At 63.4% G+C, this 22,207-nt stretch carries 20 protein-coding genes and 1 tRNA gene; 13 read left to right on the forward strand and 8 right to left on the reverse strand.

Annotated features, from left to right (window positions below; genetic code table 11):
* Positions 1–50 precede the first annotated feature (50 nt).
* Both KTJ78_RS11570 and KTJ78_RS11575 read left to right on the forward strand, forming a co-directional pair.
* Positions 51–1,004, forward strand: coding sequence for an ABC transporter permease (locus KTJ78_RS11570; protein ID WP_217135935.1), 954 nt, complete (start codon positions 51–53; stop codon positions 1,002–1,004).
* Positions 1,005–1,010: 6 nt separating this feature from the next.
* Positions 1,011–1,802 carry an ABC transporter ATP-binding protein gene (locus KTJ78_RS11575; protein WP_217136043.1) on the forward strand — a complete coding sequence of 264 codons (792 nt, stop codon included), beginning with the start codon at positions 1,011–1,013 and terminating at the stop codon, positions 1,800–1,802.
* A 111-nt stretch (positions 1,803–1,913) separates the two neighbouring features.
* On the opposite strand, the gene KTJ78_RS11580 is transcribed toward KTJ78_RS11575, so the two are convergent.
* On the reverse strand, positions 1,914–2,888 hold the full coding sequence (locus tag KTJ78_RS11580; RefSeq protein ID WP_217135937.1) for a pseudouridine synthase: 975 nt from the start codon (positions 2,886–2,888) through the stop codon (positions 1,914–1,916).
* Positions 2,889–2,890: 2 nt separating this feature from the next.
* A complete protein-coding gene (locus KTJ78_RS11585) occupies positions 2,891–4,591 on the reverse strand; it encodes a PucR family transcriptional regulator (RefSeq protein ID WP_369808080.1) in 1,701 nt (566 codons plus the stop codon).
* Positions 4,592–4,784: 193 nt separating this feature from the next.
* Between KTJ78_RS11585 and KTJ78_RS11590 the strand changes: the two genes are divergently transcribed.
* Both KTJ78_RS11590 and KTJ78_RS11595 read left to right on the forward strand, forming a co-directional pair.
* The gene (locus KTJ78_RS11590) at positions 4,785–6,269 is read left to right on the forward strand and encodes a CoA-acylating methylmalonate-semialdehyde dehydrogenase (RefSeq protein WP_217135947.1); all 1,485 of its coding nucleotides are present in this window, start codon (positions 4,785–4,787) and stop codon (positions 6,267–6,269) included.
* A gap of 26 nt (positions 6,270–6,295) precedes the next feature.
* Positions 6,296–7,681, forward strand: coding sequence for an aspartate aminotransferase family protein (locus KTJ78_RS11595; protein WP_217135949.1), 1,386 nt, complete (start codon positions 6,296–6,298; stop codon positions 7,679–7,681).
* Between the two features lie 378 nt (positions 7,682–8,059).
* Here KTJ78_RS11595 and KTJ78_RS11600 read toward each other — a convergent pair whose 3' ends face one another.
* The 6 genes from KTJ78_RS11600 to KTJ78_RS11625 form a co-directional block, all read right to left on the reverse strand.
* Positions 8,060–9,490: an amino acid permease gene (locus tag KTJ78_RS11600; protein WP_254259640.1), complete on the reverse strand. Its 1,431-nt coding sequence runs from the start codon at positions 9,488–9,490 to the stop codon at positions 8,060–8,062.
* 262 nt (positions 9,491–9,752) lie between these two features.
* Entirely contained in the window at positions 9,753–10,331 is a 579-nt protein-coding gene (locus KTJ78_RS11605) for a nitroreductase family protein (RefSeq protein WP_217135953.1), read from the reverse strand.
* A gap of 137 nt (positions 10,332–10,468) precedes the next feature.
* Entirely contained in the window at positions 10,469–11,143 is a 675-nt protein-coding gene (locus KTJ78_RS11610) for a CE1759 family FMN reductase (RefSeq protein ID WP_217135955.1), read from the reverse strand.
* 51 nt (positions 11,144–11,194) lie between these two features.
* Positions 11,195–11,635 (reverse strand): MarR family winged helix-turn-helix transcriptional regulator, encoded by a 441-nt coding sequence (locus KTJ78_RS11615; RefSeq protein ID WP_217135957.1) that lies wholly within the window; start codon positions 11,633–11,635, stop codon positions 11,195–11,197.
* Between the two features lie 67 nt (positions 11,636–11,702).
* The gene (locus KTJ78_RS11620; protein ID WP_217135958.1) at positions 11,703–12,887 is read right to left on the reverse strand and encodes a CE1758 family FMN-dependent luciferase-like monooxygenase; all 1,185 of its coding nucleotides are present in this window, start codon (positions 12,885–12,887) and stop codon (positions 11,703–11,705) included.
* A gap of 1,394 nt (positions 12,888–14,281) precedes the next feature.
* Positions 14,282–15,484, reverse strand: a complete 1,203-nt coding sequence (locus KTJ78_RS11625; protein ID WP_217135960.1) for a pyridoxal phosphate-dependent aminotransferase — start codon at positions 15,482–15,484, stop codon at positions 14,282–14,284.
* Between the two features lie 70 nt (positions 15,485–15,554).
* On the opposite strand from KTJ78_RS11625, the gene KTJ78_RS11630 reads away from it, so the two are divergent.
* The 9 genes from KTJ78_RS11630 to KTJ78_RS11670 all read left to right on the forward strand — a co-directional run bounded on the left by KTJ78_RS11630 (position 15,555) and on the right by KTJ78_RS11670 (position 22,191).
* The gene (locus tag KTJ78_RS11630; protein WP_217135962.1) at positions 15,555–16,679 is read left to right on the forward strand and encodes a pirin family protein; all 1,125 of its coding nucleotides are present in this window, start codon (positions 15,555–15,557) and stop codon (positions 16,677–16,679) included.
* 234 nt (positions 16,680–16,913) lie between these two features.
* Positions 16,914–16,989, forward strand: a tRNA-Trp gene (locus KTJ78_RS11635).
* Positions 16,990–17,042: 53 nt separating this feature from the next.
* Positions 17,043–17,312: a preprotein translocase subunit SecE gene (gene secE, locus KTJ78_RS11640; protein WP_217135964.1), complete on the forward strand. Its 270-nt coding sequence runs from the start codon at positions 17,043–17,045 to the stop codon at positions 17,310–17,312.
* A 66-nt stretch (positions 17,313–17,378) separates the two neighbouring features.
* A complete protein-coding gene (nusG, locus tag KTJ78_RS11645; protein WP_217135966.1) occupies positions 17,379–18,086 on the forward strand; it encodes a transcription termination/antitermination protein NusG in 708 nt (235 codons plus the stop codon).
* Between the two features lie 92 nt (positions 18,087–18,178).
* On the forward strand, positions 18,179–18,607 hold the full coding sequence (rplK, locus tag KTJ78_RS11650; protein ID WP_217135969.1) for a 50S ribosomal protein L11: 429 nt from the start codon (positions 18,179–18,181) through the stop codon (positions 18,605–18,607).
* Between the two features lie 11 nt (positions 18,608–18,618).
* Complete coding sequence (gene rplA, locus KTJ78_RS11655; protein ID WP_217135971.1) at positions 18,619–19,308, forward strand: 50S ribosomal protein L1; 690 nt, start codon at positions 18,619–18,621, stop codon at positions 19,306–19,308.
* Positions 19,309–19,427: 119 nt separating this feature from the next.
* Positions 19,428–20,012 carry an FHA domain-containing protein gene (locus KTJ78_RS11660; RefSeq protein ID WP_217135973.1) on the forward strand — a complete coding sequence of 195 codons (585 nt, stop codon included), beginning with the start codon at positions 19,428–19,430 and terminating at the stop codon, positions 20,010–20,012.
* A gap of 60 nt (positions 20,013–20,072) precedes the next feature.
* Positions 20,073–20,624, forward strand: a complete 552-nt coding sequence (locus tag KTJ78_RS11665) for an NfeD family protein (protein WP_254259642.1) — start codon at positions 20,073–20,075, stop codon at positions 20,622–20,624.
* Positions 20,625–20,679: 55 nt separating this feature from the next.
* Positions 20,680–22,191 (forward strand): flotillin family protein, encoded by a 1,512-nt coding sequence (locus tag KTJ78_RS11670; protein WP_369808081.1) that lies wholly within the window; start codon positions 20,680–20,682, stop codon positions 22,189–22,191.
* Positions 22,192–22,207: the final 16 nt, after the last annotated feature.

The following is a 22,207-nucleotide window of genomic DNA, read 5'->3' on the forward strand; positions in this document are numbered from 1 at the left end:
GTGCGGGGGTCGGTACGGCCCCCGCACTCCCCTATTTATAAGGAATACCCATGTTTGGTGCACTCGAGCTCGGGCTTATTTACGGTGTCATGGCCCTTGGCGTGTATCTCACGTTTCGCGTGCTCAACTTTCCTGACCTCACCGTCGACGGCAGTTTCACGACCGGTGCGGCGCTCGCCGCGATGCTGATCACCAACGGGGTCAACCCCGTGATCGCGACGGCTGCTGGTGCCGGGGCGGGTTTCGTGGCTGGCATTATCACCGGGTTGCTCTACACGAAGGGTCATATTGATGGCCTGCTCGCGGGTATTCTCACGATGATCGCCCTGTGGTCGATCAACCTGCGCATCATGGGAACCTCAAACCTGGGCCTGCTGCGCACGAACACCGTCTTTTCACCGCTCGGCGATAACAACCTGCTCGGCACTTGGGCCAGCATCATCAGCATTTTTGCCGGTGTGCTCGTCTTGAAGTTCATCGTCGACTGGTTCCTCTCGACCGACCTGGGTCTCGCGATTCAGGCGACGGGCGATAACGGCCCGATGATCCGCTCATTTGGTGTTTCAACCGACAAGACCGCGATTTTGACACTCGCCATCTCGAACGGGTTCGTGGGGCTGTGCGGTGCGCTCGTCGCTCAGTACAACGGCTTCGCCGAGATCTCGATGGGCGTCGGGCTCATTCTCACCGGCCTCGCCTCGGTTATTCTCGGCCAGGCGGTGTTCGGGCAGAGCCGCATCTGGATAGCGACACTCGCGGTTGTGCTCGGTGCCGTGCTGTACCGCGTCATCATTTACGGCGCATTGGCGGTAGGGCTCGACCCGCAAGATATGCGTCTCGTGACCGCCGTGCTCGTGATCGCCGCATTACTTTTGCCCCGATGGAAGTTCTTGAAGAGGCTTCCTTCTTGGGATCTCAAGAGCTCACGGCCCAAGCCCAAAACGCCCGCTCCAGAACCGGCCGCTGCTGGTGCCACCGACCGGGCCGTTGGCTCAACGAAGTAGGTCATGATGCTCTCGATTAACGCAATCTCCAAAACCTTCTTCGCCGACACTATCAATGAGCGTCGCGCGCTCAATAACCTCAGCCTCACGCTCGCAGAGGGCGACTTCGTCACGGTCATCGGTTCAAACGGTGCGGGCAAGTCGACCCTCTTGAACACCATCTCGGGCCGGTACACGGTCGACTCGGGCGACATTGAGATCGACGGACGCCGCGTGAACGGGCTCAAAGAGTTCAAGCGTGCACGCCACATCGGTCGCGTCTTTCAAGACCCCATGGCGGGCACCGCGCCCAACCTGACGATCGAACAAAACCTCGCTCTCGCCGCAAAACGGGGTCAGCGCCGAGGCCTCGGCCGCGCACTCAACAAGACCAAGCGCGAGTACTTTCGCGAGCAGCTCACCTCGCTCGAGTTGGGGCTCGAAAATCGGCTCACTGCCAACGTGGGGCTACTCTCGGGCGGCCAGCGTCAGGCGCTCTCGCTGCTCATGGCCGGCTTTACCCACCCCTCGATTCTGCTGCTCGATGAGCACACCGCGGCGCTCGATCCGCAGCGTGCTGCGCTTGTGACCTCGCTCACCGAGCGCATCGTCTCGCAGGGCAACCTCACGACGCTCATGGTTACTCACAACATGGAGCAGGCGCTCGCCCTCGGCAACCGCCTCATCATGATGCACGAGGGCCGCATCGTCTTCGAGGCCGGCCCCGAAGAGAAAAAGAACCTCACGGTTCAGGGGCTGCTCGACGAGTTCTCGAAGATCAAGGGCGCGCAGTTCGACGACCGCGCGCTGCTCGGCTAGCGAGGCTTGGGCTCGAACTGCGCATGATTGGCCTCAGCTCTTAACCTTTGCCTGATTTTTGCGCGGTTTTGCCCTGAAAAGCACCGAAAAGGGCATTGCATCAGGCAATCGTTAATCGATCGGGTCCTGGGCCGGGAGCGGATCCTGGGCTGGGGCGGGTGCCACGATCGGGAAGGCCCGCGTCGCTTCGAAGGCGCGCGGGGTTCCGTCGACCGGATCGTCGAACCGCAACGAGTGAGCGAGCAACTGCAGCGGCACGGTGAAGTCGTCGACTGAGACCGGCAGAATCTCGGGGTAGAGCGGGTCACCCGTGATCGGAACCCCGAGGGTGAGCATGTGCTGGCGCAGCTGGTGCGTCTTGCCGGTGTGTGGCGTGAGCCGGTAGACCGCGCGCTCGTGGCCCTCGTGCACCGTGTCGTGCGAGTGCTCGATGAGCGAGCGCGAGTTGGCGGGCTGACCGGCGAGGTGCTGCACGCGCCGGCTTCCGTGCTGTTTGCGCAGGTGGTTCTCGACGGTCGCGGGCAAGCGATCGGCCGGCAGCCGGTCGGCGACGGCAAGGTAGGTTTTCTGCACGGTGCGCGACTGGAAGAGTTCTTGGTAGGGGGCGCGCCACCGCCGCTCGGTCGTGAGTAGCAGCAGCCCGCTCGTGAGCCGGTCGAGCCGGTGCGCCGGCGTGAGCTCGGGCAGGCCGAGCTCTGCGCGAAGCTTGACGACGACGCTCTGCATGACGTGACGCCCACGCGGAATCGTCGAGAGAAACGGCGGCTTATCGATCACGATGATGCGTTCGTCGCGGTGCACGATGTCGATTTCGCCCGGCACCTCGGTCTCGTCGCGCAGGTCGCGGTGAAACCAGAAGAAGGTGTTGGCTTCGTACGCGTCGTCGTGCCCGAGCGGCGTGCCGTCGTGCCCCACGAAGCGCTCGTCGCGAATGAATTCGGCGACGTCGATGTGCTCGCCGAGCTTGGCATCGAGCCAGTCTCGCATGGTCGCCCATGGTGCCGGGTGATGCGGATCGCGGTCTGGCGTTCGTACCCAAGCGGCGTCGAGGCCGTTGCGCTGGGGCAGGGGCGAGCGTGGTGGCATGCTTAGGAGTGTAGGCCATGCGCGGTGAGCGCAACCGTGAGCGTTGTGATGGTGCCGCCGTCGCTGAGATCGACGCCGAGCAGCTCTTCGATGAGGGCGAGCCGCTGGTAGAAGACCGAGCGCGAGAGCCGGGCCCTGGTTGCCGCGAGGGAGCGGTTCGTCGGGGTCGCGAGGTAGGCGGCGAGCACCTCGGTCAGGTCGCCGGTGTGGCCCGGCCCGCGGCCGCGATCGTGGTCGAGCACGGGGCCTAAGACACTATCGACAAAGTGTTGCAGCGACTGCGAGCCCTCGAGGTCGCGCAACAGGTACGCGAGGGGTTGGCCCGTTGCCTCCTGCACGGTGACGCGGCCTGTCGTGGCGGTGGCCGGGAGCGTTCCCGCGGCACGTACTCCCTCGATCGAGGTGAGGAGGCCGCGAAGCGTCGCGGCGCTCCGTTGGTCGCCGCTTCGCGTGCCGAGCGAGAGGTGCGCCCGCCACTCGGCCGGCGTCGATCCGGGAACGAGCATGTCGAGCTCGCGGTCGAGCCGCTCGGCGATGAGGGGCGGGACGCCGCGCTCGGCGACAAGGTGCGCGCGCTCGTCGTTGTCGGGCAGAGAGACAAGGGCGAGCAGGCTCACCGCCCCCTGCGCATCAGGATCGTCGGCGATCATGGCGAAACCCTCTGGTGCGATCGCCCTGCGCAGTGCCGTTTCGAGAATCGCGCGCTCGAGCGAGACGTGCGAGCCGAAGTCGCCCGAGCCGGTGAGTGCGAGCCCGAAGAGACTGCGTTTCTCGAACGGCAGCCCCGCGGCGGTGAGCTGAGTCATGAGCTCGGTGTCGTTGCGATACCGGCCGCCGAGCAGGGTGTCGAAGAGGTGCTTTGCGCTCAACTGCAGCCACTCATCGGTTCCGTCAGCGAGACGCCTGAGCGCGACAGCGGTCGCGCCGAGCTCGAGCACCGTGTGGCGGCCGGCCGGGTGTGGTGGCCCCTCGAGCGCGGTGAGGGTGCCCCAGCGTACCCCCTGCGCCTCGACGGGAACGCGTAGAGTAATGGCTTCGCTGGTGGTCTCGCCACGCCCATAAGTTTCGTAACGCCCTCCGGCCCAAGGCGCGAGTACGCTCTCGGCCGGGGCGCCCGTGCGGGGTGATGACCAGGCGATGACCTGGCCCGAGGTGTTTTCGAGCACGACCGGGGCCTGCATGGTGGCGGCGATGTGCTCGATCATGTAGTCGACCGGGCTGCGGTTGAGGCCCAACTCGGTGAAGAGGTGGTGCACGTGCTCCTTGGCCTCGAGCGCCTCGTGCTGAGCGCTCAAGATGCGGCGGTGAATGGCCTGAGTGAGCTGCACGAACTTGACCTGCCGGTGCAGCGCGACGAAGGCGATGTCTCGGGCCTCGAGCACCTCGCGGAGCTCTGGGGGAGGCGTGTGAAAGCGTGTACCGAGTTCGAGCACGAGGGCGCTCACGCCGGCATCGCATAGCTCGGTCACGAGGCGCTTGAGGGCAGGGCCTCCCGTTGGCCAATCGGCGCCGGTCGTGAGGAGAAACTCCTGGCCGTCAAGCAGGTCGGCTGAGACGCGGCCCGCGACGACGTGCGCCCAACGCACTGGCCGTTCGCTCGCTGAGGGGCTCGCCCACACCTCCGGTTTACCGCGTTCGAGCTCGGCGAGCTGTAAGAGTTCGTGCACCCGGGGCAGGGTCACACCGTCGATGGTTTCTGACACGGGTCTCCTTCGCAGCAGGGCCCGGTCGTAGGGCCTCGTAACCTCAATCATACAGAGTGTATGAAACATGCCCGACTCTGCGATGATGTGTCGGGTGCGAGCGGTGGTTCACGCTGTCAGACTGTTCGTGACGGGCAGATCAAGCCCAAACATACTGACCGAAATGGTCGAGCAGAGAGAAAGTGAGAGCCACATGGCGCGCATTCCACACGTGATCGCTGGCGAGAAGATCGATACCGCCGAGCGTTACGCCCCCGTGTTCAACCCCGCAACGGGCGAACAGCAGCACGAGGTGCCCCTCGCGAGCACCGAGCAGACTGAGGCTGCGATCGCTGCGGCCAAGGCAGCGCTGCCAGGCTGGCGTGCAACGAGCCTCACGAAGCGCGCCGACGTGTTCTTCAACCTGCGCCAGCTGCTCAAGCAGCGCACCCCCGAGCTCGCGGCCATCATCACGAGTGAGCACGGCAAGGTGCTCTCAGACGCTGCAGGCGAGATCTCACGTGGCCTCGAAAACGTCGAGTTCGCGGCTGGCTTGCTGCACCACCTCAAGGGCGAGTACTCAGAGCAGGTTTCGACCGGTGTCGACGTGCACCAGGTCAAGCAGCCCGTCGGCGTTGTCGGCTGCATCACCCCCTTCAACTTCCCGGTCATGGTTCCGCTGTGGATGGTCGCCTCGGCAATCGCCTGCGGCAATACCGTCGTGCTGAAGCCCTCAGAGCGCGACCCATCGGCATCGGTGTACATCGCCGACCTCTTCCGCGAGGCTGGCCTGCCCGACGGCGTGCTCAACGTCGTTCACGGTGACAAGGGTTCGGTCGACGTCATTCTCGACAGCCCCGACGTGAAGGCCGTCTCGTTCGTCGGCTCGACCCCCATCGCGAAGTCGATCTACGAGCGCGCCGCCGCCAACGGCAAGCGCGTGCAGGCACTCGGCGGAGCCAAGAACCACATGCTCGTCATGCCCGACGCCGACATCGAGTCGGCAGCCGACGCTGCGGTTTCGGCAGCATACGGCTCGGCCGGCGAACGCTGCATGGCCGTCTCGGTTCTCGTCGCGGTGGGCGACTCAGGCGACAAGCTCGTCAAGGCGATCGAAGAGCGCATTGGCGGTCTCGTGATTGGCGATGGCACCGATCCATCATCAGAAATGGGCCCGCTCATTACGAAAGAGGCGCGCGAGCGCGTCGAGTCGTACGTCGCAGGCGCAGCTGCCGAGGGCGCGACGGTCGTCGTCGACGGTCGCGAGAAGCAGTTCGACCTGCCAGGGTTCTTCACGGGCGTCTCACTCATTGACCACGTGAAGGTCGGCAGCAAGGTGCACAGCGACGAGATCTTCGGCCCCGTGCTCGCGGTCGTTCGCGCCGAGAGCTACGAAGAGGGCCTCGAGATCATCAACGAGCACCAGTACGGCAACGGCACGGCGCTCTTCACGCGCGATGGCCGCACCGCACGCCAGTTCGAGTTTGATGTTGAAGCGGGTATGGTGGGCATCAACGTGCCGATTCCCGTGCCGGTCGGTTCGTTCTCATTCGGCGGGTGGAAGGACTCGCTGTTTGGCGACACCCACATTTACGGCCCCGAATCAATTCACTTCTACACTCGGAGCAAGGCGATTACGACCCGCTGGCCAGATCCGTCAGAGTCGCAGATCGACCTCGGCTTCCCGAGCAACGACTAGTCACACGCAGAAAGTGAGAGACATCAATGGCTGATTACACAGATCTCAACGGCGCCGAACAGAGCTTCGGCGACAACGCTGCCCAGCGCGAAGTGCGCGAGAACGACCGCAACTACGTGTTTCACTCGTGGTCGGCACAGGGCAAGATCGATCCGCTGCCCATCGCAAAGGGTGAGGGCGTGCGCTTTTGGGATTACGATGGCAACGAATACCTTGACTTCTCGTCACAGCTCGTAAACCTCAACATCGGGCACGGGCACCCGAAGATGATCAAGGCGATTCAGGACCAGGCTGCACGCCTCGCGACCATTCAGCCCGCCTTCGCCAACGACGTGCGCGGCGAGCTCGCGAAGAAGATCGTCGAGAAGTCGTTTGACGGCGCCCGCTCGGTGTTCTTCACGAACGGCGGAGCCGAAGCCATCGAGTACGCCGTGCGCCTCGCGCGCCACCACACCGGCCGCCAGAAAGTCATGACGCGCTACCGTTCGTACCACGGCTCGACCGGCACCGCGATCATGATGACGGGCGAGCCCCGCCGCTGGGCCAACGGCATCATCGACGGATCGGTCGTGCACTTCTTCGGGCCCTACGCCTACCGCTCGGCATTCTTCGCCGAGACCCCGGAGCAGGAGTCGGAGCGCGCACTCGCACACCTCGAACAGCAGATCGAGGTCGAGGGCCCCGGAACCATCGCCGCGATCGTGCTCGAAACCGTCACCGGCACCAACGGCGTGTTCGTGCCGCCTCCGGGCTACCTCGAGGGCGTTCGCGCGCTGTGCGACAAGTACGGCATCATGATGATCTGCGACGAGGTCATGGTCGGCTTCGGCCGCACCGGCGAGTGGTTCGCCTACCAGGGCTTCGACGTGAAGCCCGACCTCGTCACCTTCGCGAAGGGCGTGAACTCGGGATACGTGCCGCTCGGCGGCGTCGTCATCTCAGAGGCTGTGCACAACAGTTTCGTTGACCGCCCCTTCCCGGGCGGCCTCACCTACTCGGGCCATCCGCTCGCCTGCGCCGCGGGGCTTGCGACCTTCGACATCTTCGAAGATGAGCGGATCATCGAGCGCACGCGAGACCTCGGCGAGCGCGTCGTCGCTCCCCGGCTCGCCGAGATGCTCGAGAAGCATCCCTCGGTTGGCGAGGTGCGCGGCAAGGGCCTCTTCTGGGCGATCGAGCTCGTGAAGAACAAGGAGACCCGAGAGGCGCTCGTGCCGTTCAACGCGGCCGGTGACGACGCTGCGCCCTTCAACGCCGTTGTCGCGGCGTGCAAGAAGGCGGGCCTCTGGCCGTTCGCCGCGGGCAACCGCCTGCAGGTCGCGCCGCCGCTCATCATCAGCGAAGAAGACCTCGTGAAGGGCCTCGACATCATCGACGAGGCACTCACGGTCGCTGACGGCTACACCGTTTAGAGGCGCTGCGGCGGCGGTTGCTGCCGCAGCTTCCCCGCTGCTGCCGCCGCTTCCACTGCTGCCGCTTCCCCGCTGCTGCCGCTGCGGGGCTCAGGCGGATCGGGGGCTTTCGCACCGCGATCCGCCTGAGGTGGCTGTTGCCGCCGCTGTCGCCGCTACTTCCGCGAACGCGCGGGGAACAAGCTCTTGTGGGCTTGCGCCCTGCGCGTTTTGCGTTCTTGCGGCGCGATTTCTCGTCGTTTTCGCGCCTACTTGACGAAAAGCAGGGTGTTGCGCGGCAAACACCCTACTTTTCGTCAAGTGGATCGGCGGCGCCGGCCCCAACACCGGTCACCGGCCCGCAGCCGCGAGCCGCCGGCTGAGCCTGGCACCCCGCCCCTACCGCTCGTCGATGCTGATCGGCCCGGTCTCGTCGACGAGGAAGTGGCGCTCGCGCCCCTTGCCCTTGCAGAACAGCTGGTAGCTCGCGAAGAGAATGAGCACCCACACGACGCCCACGATGAGCGCCGGGCGGGTCGACTCGACGAGGCCGATCATGATGATGACGAAGCCGATGAACCCGATCGTGAGGTACGAGGCGAGCGGCCACAGTGGCACAGGGAATTCGCTCGGCAGGAGGCCTTCGCGCGCGATCTCGCGCTTCATGCGCACGTGTGAGATGAGGATCATGAGCCACACGAGCACGGTCGCGAAGGTCGCGAGGGCGGCGATGAGGAAGAAGATTTGGTCGGGGAAGAGGGCGTTGAGCACGACGCCAACGAGCAGCGCCGAGACCATCGTGACGACGGTGAGCCAGGGCACACCGTTGCGGGTGAGCTTCATGAAGGCCTTGGGCGCCTGGCCCTGTTCAGCGAGGCCGTGCAGCATGCGGCCGGCGCCGAAGATGTCGGCGTTGATGGCCGAGACGGCGGCGGTGATGACGACGACGTTGAGCACGTGGGCCGCGCCCGAAATGCCGAGCGATTCGAAGATCGACACAAAAGGGCTCTTCTCGCCCGTGATCGTGTTCCACGGCTGCAGCGACATGATGACGCCGAGGGTGAGTACGTAAAAGAGCAGGATGCGCATGGGCACCGAGTTGATAGCCTTCGGAATCACCTTGCGCGGCTCCTGTGCCTCGCCAGCGGTAATGCCGATGACCTCGATGCCGCCGAACGCAAACATGACGATCGTGAACGACGCGAGCAGCCCCCACAGCCCGTTTGGCATGAAGCCGCCGTGTGACACGAGGTTCTGAATGCCCGCCGCGTTTTCGCCCTGGTTACCGAGGCCGAAGATCATGATCGCGATTCCCCCGACGATCATGAGCACGATGGCCGTGATTTTGATGAGCGAGAACCAGAACTCGAGCTCGCCGAACACCTTAACGCTAATGAGGTTGAGCGCCGCGATGAAGAAGACGATCGCGAGCACCCAGATCCACCGCTCTACATCGGGAAACCAGAAGCCCATGTAGAGCCCGAACGCGGTGACGTCGGCGAGAGCGACGACAAACATCTCGAACGTGTAGGTCCACCCCGCGACGAAGCCCGCGAAAGGGCCGACGTAGCGCGAGGCGTACTGGGCGAATGAGCCCGAAACGGGGTGGCGCACGGCCATCTCGCCGAGCGCGCGCATCACCATGAATACGGCGGCGCCGCCCACGATGTATGCGATGAGCACGGCGGGGCCCGCACTTTGAATGGCGCCGGCCGAGCCCATGAAGAGACCGGTGCCGATGGCCGACCCGAGGGCCATCCAGCGAATGTGTCGCGCGGTGAGGCCACGTTTCAGCGTGGCCGGTGGGCTGGTCTGAGTCTGAAGGTTCATGATCATCCTCGTTCGTCAGTGAATGGGGGGATATGCGCGTAAGCGCAACCCTCACCGTAATCACGTGTGACGTTCGGTATTGCGAAACCGGCCTGAAATCTGGCACCCCAGACAGGAAATGGATGCGGATCGGGGCCCGACCGCAAACGCTTTCGCGCCCCGAAAGCCGAGCCGTCGCATCGGCAGTAGCGACCCGGCCGCGGGCCCGGGGCAAACTGGCGCGGCCGGAGCCGCCGCCGGTGCCGGAGCCGCCGCCCGTCGCCTAGATCAGCGCAGTCAGTTGCTCGAGCTCGTGGCGCTCGCGTGGGCTGAGCTCCTGCTCGAGCTGCTTTGGGTTGAGCCCGGCCTCGTGCGGGTCGGTCGTCTTGCCGATCGCGGTGCACGACACAATGCGGTGCGCGTCGGTGAGGTCGAGGGCGTCGTGCATGCCCTCGGCGTCGAAACCGCCGACCTGGTGCAGGTGAAAGCCCTGCGACTGAACCTGCAGTGTGAAGTACGCGACCGCCTGGCCGAGGTCGTACACGGCCCAGGGGCGGTCGTTGCCCTCGGTGTCGCGCACCGTCGCGATGTTGGCCACGAGCGCGCTCGCGTGCTGCGCCCATTCGGCGTTCACAGGCACGAGGTGCTGAAGAATGATGTCGAACTCGCGGGTGCCACGCTTTGCCACCACGAAGCGGGCGGGCTGGCTGTTGTTCGCCGAGGGCGCCCAGCGTGCAGCCTCGAGGGCGGCAACCACGATGTCGTCGCTCAACTCGACACCCGAATCAAAGGCCCTGGGGCTCCAGCGTTCTTTGATCATGTCCAAGACTGGAACAGAGGTGACGGCGTGCTTATGCGACATGGTTCTCCTGGTGTTGTGTGGGCCTCAAAGCGGCCCATTGAGTGTATCCGAGCAAACTCGGAGTGTTCTTGGTGTTCGGCGCCTGGTGCCGGCCCGGGATCAGCGCGGGCGGCATCTGGCGTAACTGGCGCCGGGTATTACTGGGCCGATCCGCCGCCGGTCGCGAGCTTCATGAGATCAGAGCTCAGGTCGATGCCGAGCTCGGTGCCACCGGCCGATCCGTAGGAGTGCTGGTAGCTCTGCCACGAGGTGTCGCGCACGCCCTCGGCGAAGCCGGCCTCGATGAGCAGCGCGAGCTCGGTCGCGGCGCGGTCGATGCGGGTGGTCATGTCGGGCGAACTCCAGTCTTCGGCGGTCGCGAACAGCGCCGTCGGAACCGTCAGCGTGCGCAGGTACGCAAAGAGCGGCCGAACCTGGTCGTCGACCACGAGTGCGTGGCGTGCGGTGCCCGCGGTCGCGGCGAGAATCACGGGCTTGCCGATGAGCAGATCGTTGTCGAGCACCTGGAAGAAGCCGGTAAAGAGGGCGCTCGGCCCCGCCTTGTAAATCGGAGTGCTCGCGATGATGCCGTCGGCGGTGCGCAGCGTCTCGCTGGCGCGCTCGAGCTCGGGCGTGAGCAGTCCCGTCGTGAGGGCCGTCGCGATGTCGTTTGCGAGCGGCTTGAGGCTCACCACCTTGGCGGTCGCGGTGACGCCGCGCTGCTTCGCGACCTCCATGACGCGCGCCGCGATCTTGTCTGAGAGCATGCGGGTGGTCGAGGGGTCGCTCGTGCCCGCGTCAACGATCACGAGCTGCTTGGTGTGCTGTTGCATGGGATAAACCTTTGGGTGTTGGCGGCCGTGCCGCGGGGTGGTCGGGTTACGTTACTCTGGGCGGGTCGACTGTGCGAGCTTCTCGCAGATTCGCTGCAGTTCACGCATCTCGTCGTCATCGAGTGCGCGCATGCCCCGCGCGACGTCGGCGGCGTGGGCCATGCCGGCGATCCGCTGCACTTCGCGCCCCTCGTCGGTGAGCGCGAGGCGCACGGCCCGCCGGTCGCTGTCGTCGGTCACGCGCGAGATGAGCCCGCGGCACACGAGCCGGTCGACGAGCCGCGACAGTGCCGGCTGGCTGAGCAGCACCCCCTCACGCAAGTCAGCGAGGCGAATCGCATCCCGCTGCTTCGAGAGCGTGTAGAGCACGTCGTACTCGCTCATGCTCACCTCGCTCCAACTGTCGGCCTCCTTGAAGCCCCGCATGAGCGCGGTGTGGGCGGTAAAAAGCGCCTCCCACGAGGCATTCGCGAGTTTCACGTTCGTGTTCATCGGGGCTCCTAGGGTGTTGTCGTTGCGTGCTTTCGTGCGGATCGGGCCCAGCCTGGGCCCACGCGGTCTAGAGACCGAACGCGCTACCGCCTGCCGAAGTGCTGTCCTGGTAGGGCGATCCGCCGGTCACGTTGTCGCCGCGGTTGGCGTTCGGGCGAGGCTGGCGTGGCTCGGCGTCGCCGTACTTCGCCTTGACGCGATCGGCGTGCGACGGCGTGTTCGGAACCTCAGGGTCACGGCGCGACGCGAGCTCCTTGCGCAACACGGGCACGACCTCTGAGCCGAGAAGCTCGATCTGCTCGAGCACGATCTCGATGGGGAGCCCGGCGTGATCCACCAGGAAAAGCTGGCGCATGTAGTCGCCAAACGAGTCGTGGAACGTGAGCGTCTTGTCGATCACCTCTTGCGGGCTGCCGACCGAGAGCGGCGTCATCTCGCTGAACTGCTCGAGCGTCGGACCGTGACCGTACACGGGCGCCTCGTTGAAGTAGGGCCTGAAGCCCTCGTAGGCATCCTGCGACTTCTTCGCGATGAACGCCTGGCCGCCGAGCCCGACGATCGCCTGCTTCTTCGCGCCGTGGCCGTAGTGCTCGTAGCGCTCGCGGTAAAACTCGACGAGCCGCATCGAGTGCTCAGTCGGAGCGAAAATGTGGTTCGCGAAAAACCCGTCGCCGTAGTAGGCCGCCTGCTCGGCAATCTCAGGGGTGCGGATCGACCCATGCCACACAAATGGCGCCACGTCATCGAGGGGGCGCGGCGTCGAGGTGAAGCCACGCAGCGGCGTGCGGAAGTTGCCCTCGTAGTCAACGACATCTTCGGCCCAGAGCTTGTGCAGCAGGTTGTAGTTCTCGAGGGCGAGTGGCAGCGCCGTGCGAATGTCTTTGCCGAACCAGGGGTACACGGGCGCGGTGTTGCCGCGGCCCAGCATGAGGTCCATACGGCCGTCGGCGAGGTGCTGCAGCATCGCGTACTCTTCGGCGAGGCGCACGGGGTCGTTCGTAGTAATGAGCGTCGTCGAGGTGGTCAGCTTGATGCGCTCGGTCTGCGCTGCCACGTACGCGAGAAACGTGGTCGGGCTTGACGAGAAGAACGGCGGGTTGTGGTGCTCGCCGATCGCGAAGACATCGAGGCCCACCTCTTCGGCCTTCTTGGCGATTTGCGCGGTCTGCTTGATGCGCTCGGCCTCGCTCGGGGTGTAGCCCGTCACGGGGTTGCGGGTGATGTCGCTGACGCTGAAGAGTCCAAATTCCACGGGGTGCTCCTTGGGGTGTGTTCGATGCATCTGAATTATATGCGTATGCATGTAATAACGTCTGGGTGCTGGGTTTATTCCCGCGAGCTTCTATCGTTTCTGTTTAGAAGGCTTTCTGGCTTTACTTTTTGTCTTTCTTGCTGTTCTCTCGTGCTCGGCTCGTGATACGAACTGCTGTACGAACTATTGCCTGATTTTTGAGCGAAAAGCACCCGAAAAGGCTCAAAAGCGGCGAAAAATCAAGCAATGGTTGCTAGCGGGGCGCCCAGAAGAGCTTCAGTGCGCGTGCGGAGTTCGTGCTGGTATCGGTAAAGCAGGCTCGCCGTCACCCTTAATGTGTGCCAGCCGGCGGCTGCGTAAGCTGAGTATTTTTCGATGTCACGGTTCCACTGACGGGTGGTAACTCTGTGATGGTCACCTTCATACTCCACGGCGACTCTGAGGCGAGGGTATGCAATCTCACTGCACCCGAGAAATTCACCTCTTGTATTGCGCACGTCGTAGTCGAGCGCTTCGGGAGGATAGCCCCACGACGCTAAAAGGAGCCGAAGGTGTGACTCTGGCACTGAGGCTGCGTGCTCTGTGAGCTGTTGCAACTGGTTGGCGAGCAGCGCTCGGTGTGGTCGGTATGGGGTTGCGGTGATGCGCTCGAGTTCTTTCCGAGTCGCAAGCGGTTGTCGTGAGTAGCGTGATGTTCCGCCGATGCGAGGCCGATGTAGAACGGCATCACCCAACGCGATCGCATCAGCAACTGGTAACGAAGGAGCGAGTACAGCCCAGGTATGCGCGGGGCTGCCGAGGGCTTTCTCGTGTGAAAAAACGATCTCTGCAAAATTGGCCCCCACCTGCACAGAGCGAATACCTCGTCGTTGAAGACGGCCCACTCCTCGTATAGAACTCACCGTGATTGGCGTCTGAGCAGTGACCTGCACTGGTAATCCCCACATGAGTGCCGCTGTCTCGTGCGAGAAAAACTGTCCGGTGCGTAGATGTGAGGCAACACCATTTGCGCGCGAAAGATGCGCCGTTCGAAGGGCTGCGTACGACGTATGAACCGACATGGTGTGAGTCTGCCCGGGGCAGCACGCAATGAACGAGGCTCCTCACAGGAGTTAAAGACAATGCAGCTCATGGCGGCATGTGAACGGCTAACAGAGCTGCGTCGTCGAAATGCCAACGGGCTTACATGCCCAACACACAAAAGCACCAACCCAGCCCCGCAAAGCACCCAACCCAGCCCCGCAAAGCACCCAGCTCAGCTCAGCTCAGCCCAGCCCCGCAACGCCACCACCGAACCCCACCCCCAAAAAAACGCAAAAGCGGGGTGCGGATCGCGCGGCCCGCAGTGGGCCCCGATCCGCACCCCGCTGGCGTCGAACGAAGGGGCGCGCGCCTTACTTGGCGAGCAGCTTCTGGATGCGCTGGATGCCTTCGAGCAGGGCGTCATCGCCGAGAGCGTAGCTGAAGCGCAGGTAGCCTGAGCGGCCGAAGGCCTCGCCGGGAACGGCTGCGACCTCGGCCTTGTCGAGAATGAGGTCGGCGAGTTCGAGTGAGTTCTGCGGGGTGACGCCTGCGATCTCGCGGCCGAGGGCCTCGGTCACGTCGGCGTAGGCGTAGAAGGCGCCCTCTGGGTTCGGGCAATTGAAGCCGTCGACCTTGTTGAGCTCTGCGATGATGACCTTGCGGCGGCGGTCGAATGCCTGGCGCATGCTCTCGACGGCGTCTTGCGGGCCACTGAGGGCTTCGGCGGCGGCGATCTGCGCGATGTTGTTGATGTTCGAGGTCATGTGTGACTGGAGGTTCGAGGCAGCCTTGGCGATGTCGGCGGGGGCGATCATCCAGCCGATGCGCCAGCCGGTCATAGCGTAGGTTTTGGCGACGCCGTTGACCAGGATGGTGTTGTTTGCGAGCTCGGGCACGGCCTCAACGATCGAGATGGCGCGCACGCCGTCGTAGGTGAGGTTCTGGTAGATCTCGTCGGTGACGACGAGCAGGTTGTGCTTGAGTGCCCATTCGCCGATGGCGCGGGTCTCGTCGGGTGAGTAGACGGCGCCAGTAGGGTTTGAGGGCGAGCAGAACAGCAGCGCCTTGGTGCGGTCGGTGCGAGCGGCTTCGAGCTGGTCGACCGTGACTTTGTAGCCCTGGTCGGCGCCAGCGAACACGGCGACGGGAATGCCGTCGGCGAGCTGAATCTCTTCGGGGTAGCTCGTCCAGTATGGGGCGGGCAGAATGACCTCGTCGCCCGGGTCGAGAATGGTCTGGAACGCCGAGTAGACAGCGTGCTTGCCGCCGTTCGTGACCATGATCTGCGAGGGGTCTACCTTGAGCCCTGAGTCGCGCAGCGTCTTGGCTGCGATTGCCTCGCGCAGTACGGCGAGGCCGGTGGCCTGCGTGTAGCGGAAGTTCTTGGGGTCGTCGAGCGCTTTGCGGGCGGCTGCGACGATTGAGTCTGGCGTTGCAAAGTCGGGCTCGCCCGCGGCGTAGCTAATCACGGGGCGGCCCTGAGCCTGGAGGCCCTTGGCTTTGGCGTCAACTTTGAGTGTCGCCGATTCGGCGATCGCGGCAATTTTCTTCGAAATACGAGAGTTCTCAGTCACCCCTCCAGTCTAGCTCTTTGGGGTCTTTCTGTCAGTGATATATCGCCGGTAACACAGGTAGTGTTGAGGCATGAGTAACGCTGAGGTTGATCCGCTCGAAACGGTGTGCGCCGCGGGTGCGTCGCGGGGCGCCGGTGTCGAGCTCATTGAGCCGCGCGATGTGCCTCTTGGCGGGCTTCGCGCGATGCGGGTGCGGCGCACGTTACCGCAGCGCCGCCGCTCGTTCGTTGGCGCGTGGTGTTTTCTTGATCACTACGGCCCCGAGCTTGTCGAGCACTCCGGTGGAATGAACGTCGCCGCCCACCCTCACACCGGCCTGCAGACGGTGAGCTGGCTCTTCGAGGGTGAGATCGAGCACCGTGACAGTGCCGGCTTTCATGCGATGGTGCGGCCCGGCGAGATGAATCTCATGACCGCGGGGCACGGCATTAGCCACTCTGAGCGCAGCACTCCCGAGACGACGACGCTGCACGGGGTGCAGTTGTGGGTTGCGCTGCCCGAGTCGGCACGGCACGGCGCGAAGACCTTCGAGCACTACGAACCTAGCCCGATCGAGGGAGAAGGGTGGCGTGCCTGGGTCTTTCTCGGGTCACTGCTCGGCGAGACCTCGCCCGTCACGATGTTTACGCCGCTCGTCGGCGCCGAGATCGTGCTCGAGCCCGGCGCGAGCATCACGATCGCCGTTCACAGCGAGTTTGAGCACGGCGTGCTGGTCGACGCTGGCGAGGTGACGGTTGCAACCATCACGGCGGATCGCCCCTCCCGCACAGGCCTCTCAACCGATGAAACGCTCTCGCACGAGCCCGTCGCCCACGCGCACCTGGGGTACGTTGCCCCGGGCGCTACTCAGCTCGTGGTGAGTGCCGCTGCGGGCGGTGGGCCCGCCCGCGTCATCCTCATCGGTGGCGAGCCGTTCGCCGAAGAGATCGTGATGTGGTGGAACTTCATCGGGCGTGACCATGACGAGATCGCCCAGGCCCGGGCCGATTGGCAAGACCAGATTGAGGCGACCGGGGTGGGTGACCCGAGCGATCCGCTGGGGGAGTCTGGGCGGGGGCTCACGCCCGAGCCCGGTCGGTACGGGCTGCCAAACGATGAACCCGAGCCGCCGCTGCCCGCCCCGAAGCTGCCAATCGCGAGGCTGGTGCCGCGAAAGCAGCCGGGAGAGCGGGCGGGAGAGCGGCCAGGGGAGTAGCCGGGGCAGTGGCTAGCGCCGTCGTGAGTGCCGCCGGGGCACGGGCAGCGTGTGAGGTGCTGTCAGCGGTGCGCCACGCGCGGGAAGTGTCAGCAAACGAAAGAAAAACAAACACCGGGTTAGACATTGAGGCTTTGATCCCGTAAACTTTCACGAGGTTGCTTCACCGCATAATTTTTCTATGCCTGCTGATCGAGCGGGAGTAGCAGAGAAAATGCGATGAAAAACCCACCGAGGGCGGTGGCTCAATTGGTAGAGCAGCGGTCTCCAAAACCGCAGGTTGCAGGTTCGAGTCCTGTCCGCCCTGCCACCCCAGTAAGCAGAAACCGGAACTGCTTTCTGGAATATCGAAAGGACACGCACGTGAGCAGCAACGAAATCGAGGCCTCAGGCGCCCCGAACAACGGTGCTGAGGCTTCTGGAAAGAAGCTTTCGTTCATCGGCAAGATCGTGTTGTTCGTACAGCAAGTCTTTGCTGAACTGAAGAAGGTTACGACTCCGACGCGCAAGGAGCTCGTGAACTTCACGCTCGTCGTGCTCGGCTTCGTCGTTGTGATGATGGCGCTTGTCTGGGCGCTCGACCGGGTGTTCAGCTGGCTTGTGCTGTTTGCGTTCGGTACTCCAGGGTTCTAACGAACCGAACGGGTAATACGCATATCAGTGGCAAACGAAACGAATTGTAGGTAGAGGCGACTTCTTATGGGCGATGCACATAACACCGAGCAAGAGCTTGATGCGGCTCTCGACGCACTCGCGACCGAGGTTGGCGCTGACCCTGTCAAGCAGGAAGAAGATTCGAGCGTAGACCCCTACGCCGAGTTCAAGCGTGAACTTCGCCGTAAGCCGGGCAAGTGGTACGTGATTCACAGCTACGCCGGTTACGAGCGCAAGGTGAAGTCAAACCTCTGGAACCGTCGTGAGGTCATGGGTGCTGTTGAAGACATCTATGAGATCCAGGTTCCGATGGAAGAGGTCATGGAGGTCAAGAACGGCCAGCGCAAGATGGTGACCCGCGTTCGCATTCCGGGTTACGTTCTTGTTCGCATGAACCTCAACGAGAACTCATGGTCTGTCGTGCGCCACACTCCTGGCGTGACGGGCTTCGTCGGCAACGCGCGTGATCCGATTCCGCTCCGTTTCAACGAGGCATTCGAGATGCTCAAGAGCACCTTCGAGCTCGAGCCAGAGCAGTCGCAGGCAAAGGGCGTGCCGCAGAGCCAGCCCGTTGCTGAGATCGACTTCGAGATCGGTGAGACCATCACGATCAAGTCGGGCTCGTTCGAGGGTCTGCCTGGCACGATCTCAGAAATCAACCCAGCGAGCGGCAAGCTCACCGTGCTCGTCTCGCTCTTCGAGCGTGAGACCCCGGTTGAGCTCGCGTTCGATCAGGTTTCAAAGATTCTGTAAAGCTTTTCGCGGGGCCACCCGCGAAATACCGCTCTCGAGAAAAGCTCGAGTCGCGGGAGAAGTTGGTGACAACTTCGAGGAAAGGAAAAATAATGGCACCGAAGAAGAAGGTTTCGGGTCTGATTAAGCTTCAGATCCAGGCTGGCGCCGCTAACCCAGCGCCTCCCGTTGGCCCGGCTCTGGGTCAGCATGGTGTGAACATCATGGAGTTCTGCAAGGCTTACAACGCGGCTACCGAGTCGCAGCGTGGCAACGTGGTTCCCGTTGAGATCACCGTTTACGAAGATCGTTCATTTACGTTCATTCTCAAGACTCCCCCTGCTGCTCAGCTCATCAAGAAGGCTGCTGGCATTCAGAAGGGTTCAGGCACCCCTCACACGGTGAAGGTTGCAAAGATTACCGGCGAGCAGGCTCGTGCGATTGGTGAGCAGAAGATGGCTGACCTCAACGCAAACGACCTCGACGCTGCTCAGAAGATCATCGAGGGCACTGCCCGCTCGATGGGCGTCACGGTCGAGTAGGGAGAAGAGACATGTCAAAGAATTCAAAGGCTTACCGTTCAGCGGTAGAAAAGATTGTTCCTGGCAAGTTCTACACCCCTGAAGAGGCTGTAGCACTCGCAAAGGAGACCGGCTCGAAGAAGACCGACTCGACCGTTGAGGTTGCCCTCCGTCTCGGTGTCGATCCTCGTAAGGCCGACCAGATGGTTCGAGGCACCGTGAGCCTGCCTCACGGCACCGGTAAGACGGCTCGCGTGATCGTCTTCGCAACCGGCCCCGCAGCAGAGGCAGCACTCGCTGCTGGTGCTGACGAGGTTGGCGGCGACGAACTCATCGAGAAGGTCGCTGGCGGCTACACCAACTTTGACTCGGCAGTTTCGACTCCCGAGCTCATGGGCAAGGTTGGCCGTCTTGGTAAGGTCCTGGGCCCCCGTGGTCTCATGCCGAACCCCAAGACCGGCACCGTTACCCCCGATGCAGCCAAGGCTGTCACCGATATCAAGGGCGGCAAGATCGAGTTCCGCGTTGACAAGCACGCAAACGTGCACTTCATCGCAGGTAAGGCTTCGTTCAGCCCCGAGCAGCTCAGCGACAACATTCGCGCAGCGCTCGACGAGATCGTACGCCTCAAGCCCTCATCTTCAAAGGGCAAGTACATCATGAAGGGTGCCGTCTCAACGACGTTCGGCCCGGGCATTCCGCTCGACACCGCAAGCATCTAACGCATCACTCACAGGGCCTCGGGAAATCCCGGGGCCCTTTGCGTATCATTGAAGGTGGGCCCATTGCGTGAAAGCTTGCACGCGACGCGCCAGCTGCACCAGGGAGGGAATGAGACGAGATGACTCGCAACTACGGCGAAGAACCTGAATTCGACGACCAAGTGGTCGAAGACTACCGGCGTATCTCGGCCGAAGATTTTAGGCGCCCACCCTCAGCATCGCTTCGCCAGGCACCGAAAGAGACTCCCTTCCGCTGGCCAGGCATTGACCAGCGGCGCGACACGATTGCGCTGCAGCGTGATGAATTGCGTGAGGCGGTTGAACAGCATGGCGAGAAGGCCGCCCAGGCCGCGGCCAGGGGGCGCGCCGATTGGGTGCTCGAGCTCGTCGATGGCCCGCTGCTCGCGATGCCCTCGAAAGACGTCATCGTTGGACGTAAGCCTGGCACGATCCCCGGTTGCACGCAGCTTGCGGTTGATGACCCCGGGCGCACGCTCTCGAAGTCGCACGCTCGCCTCACGCTCGAGGGCGAACGCTGGGTCGTTGAAGACCTCGGCTCGACCAACGGCACAGCCACGTTGCATCCTGAAGACGATGGCACGATGAGCGAACGCCCGCTTGCCGCGGGTGAGCCGGCGTACGCGACTGACGTCTTTCGCATCGGCACCCTGCGTGTTCGTTTGCGCCCGATCATCACTCAGTAGGGGCTGGGACGAGTCGCCACGATCGACTACACTCGGAGCATACCGAGGGAGAAAACTATCGTGATTGACTGGATCAACGCACTTTTTGACGGCACACTCTACGCTGGCGGGGTCTTTCTCGTTATCGGCATTGTGGGCGTTGTTGTGCTGCTCTTTTCATTCTTGCTTGACGGCGTCTTCGACCTCTTCGACGGTGGCGACGGCCCGCTCAGCCTCACGACGGTTGGCGCCTTTGCGACCCTGTTTGGATTCACCGCTTTTGGGTGCGTTGGCGCTGGGGTTCCAGTCGGTATCGCGGCTCTGCTTGGCGCCATTGCAGGCGTGCTCGGAGGTTTTGGAGCATGGTGGCTCACGCGCTCGTTGCGAAACGATCAGTCGAACACCTCGGTGACGACGAGTTCACTCGTTGGCGAGACCGGCATGGTCGTTCTCGCCATTCCTGGCGGATCAGGCTTCGGTGAGATCGCTCTCACGAAGCATGGCGAGCGCGTGTCGCTTTCCGCGACCGCGTCTGAAGATATCCCGAGGGGAACCCAGGTGATCATCGTTCACACGCTCTCAGCAACGTCGGTTGCTGTTGAACCCTATCAATCAGCTGACGAGAACCGTTAGACTTTTCGAGACCAGCCCCCAACCCGAGCTCATCTGAGCCGAGTAAAGGAATATCGTGCCCCTTTCAATGAGCCCGATCATCGCAATTGTCGGAGCCGTGCTCGCGGTGACGCTTGTCGCTCTCGTGATCATTAAGCGTTATCGCATCGCGAAACCCGACGAAGCGATCATTGTCACCGGTCGCCGCGGCCACAACGCGACGCCGGGCGCCGAGGGCGACCTTAGCGGCCAGAAAGTGGTCACGGGTGGCGGTGTCTTCGTGCTGCCCTTTATTCAGAAGTCGTACTCACTCTCGCTGCACTCACGCCGCCTCTCAATTTTGACCGAGGCACAGACGACCGACGGCATTACGATTCAGGGCCAGGCCGTTGCCGTGGTGAAGGTTGGCGGCAGCCAAGAGATGATTCGTGCTGCTGCGCAGCGCTTCCTTTCGAACGCCGACGAGATTGATCAGTCAACGCAGGAGGTTCTCTCGGGTTCGCTGCGTTCGATCATTGGTGGCCTCACGGTCATGCAGATCATTCGAGATCGCGCCGTCGTCGCGCAGAACGTGCTTGAGGCTGCCGAAGAGGCGCTCACCAAGCAGGGTCTCGTCGTTGACACGCTCCAAATTCAAGAGATTCGTGACGGCGCTGACTACATTGCGAACATCGGTCGCCCCGAGGCCGCGAAGGTGCGCCAGGCGGCCGACATTGCCGACACGAATGCATACCAGGCATCAGAAGAGGCCAAGATTGGGGCACAGAAGGTGCTGCTCGATCGCAACCGTGAGCTGAAGCTTCGAGAAGCCGAGATTCTCGCTGAGACTGATCGTGCCGCAGCGCACGCTCGGGCGGCATCACCACTCGAAGACGCCGTGCAGCGCCAGGCTATCGTTGAGCAGGAGCAGATCGCGGCTCAGCGCGAGGTCAAGCTGAAAGAAGAGCGGCTGAACGCCGAGGTGCGCGTCGTCGCTGAGGCTGAGGCCTTTAAGGTCGAGGCGCTCGCAAAGGCCGAGGCCGCCGCATCGGTCGCAGCTGCAGAGGGCCGCGCCCGTGCTACGACCGTTGAGGGTGAGGCAGAAGCAAGCGCGATTCACGCGAAGGGTATCGCTGAGGCACAGGCGATCAACGCGAGGGCTGAGGCCCTCGAGCAGCAGTCGCAGGCGGTGCTCGCGCAAGAGCTTATTCACTTGTTGCCAGAGATCGCGGCCGAGTACTCGAAGGCGATCGGCGCGATCGACACGATGACCGTGGTGAGTGCCGATGGCACCTCGAAGGTCGCGAGCGACGCGATGGGCAACATGAAAGGTCTGCTCGACATGGCCCGCGATACCGTGGGCATCGACCTTGTGGGCATGCTCAACGGCGTGGTCACGGGTGGGGCCGCGGGTTCGGCAGCAGGCAAGCAGCTGCGCACCGAGGGCAGCGTGCTCACGGGCGATACGGGAGCGCACGGCCAGGTGGCGACATCTGAGGTGAGCCCTGCGGCCACCGGTGCAGCCGGCGCGGCGCGCGAAACCTCGCCGACGACCGATGCGGCCCGCGCTGCGGTGAACGACACCGCTGGCAACCCCGCCAGCGAGTAAAGCAGAGACTCGGGAG

Source organism: Leucobacter chinensis (assembly GCF_019049105.1).
Taxonomy (GTDB): Bacteria; Actinomycetota; Actinomycetes; order Actinomycetales; family Microbacteriaceae; genus Leucobacter_A; species Leucobacter_A chinensis.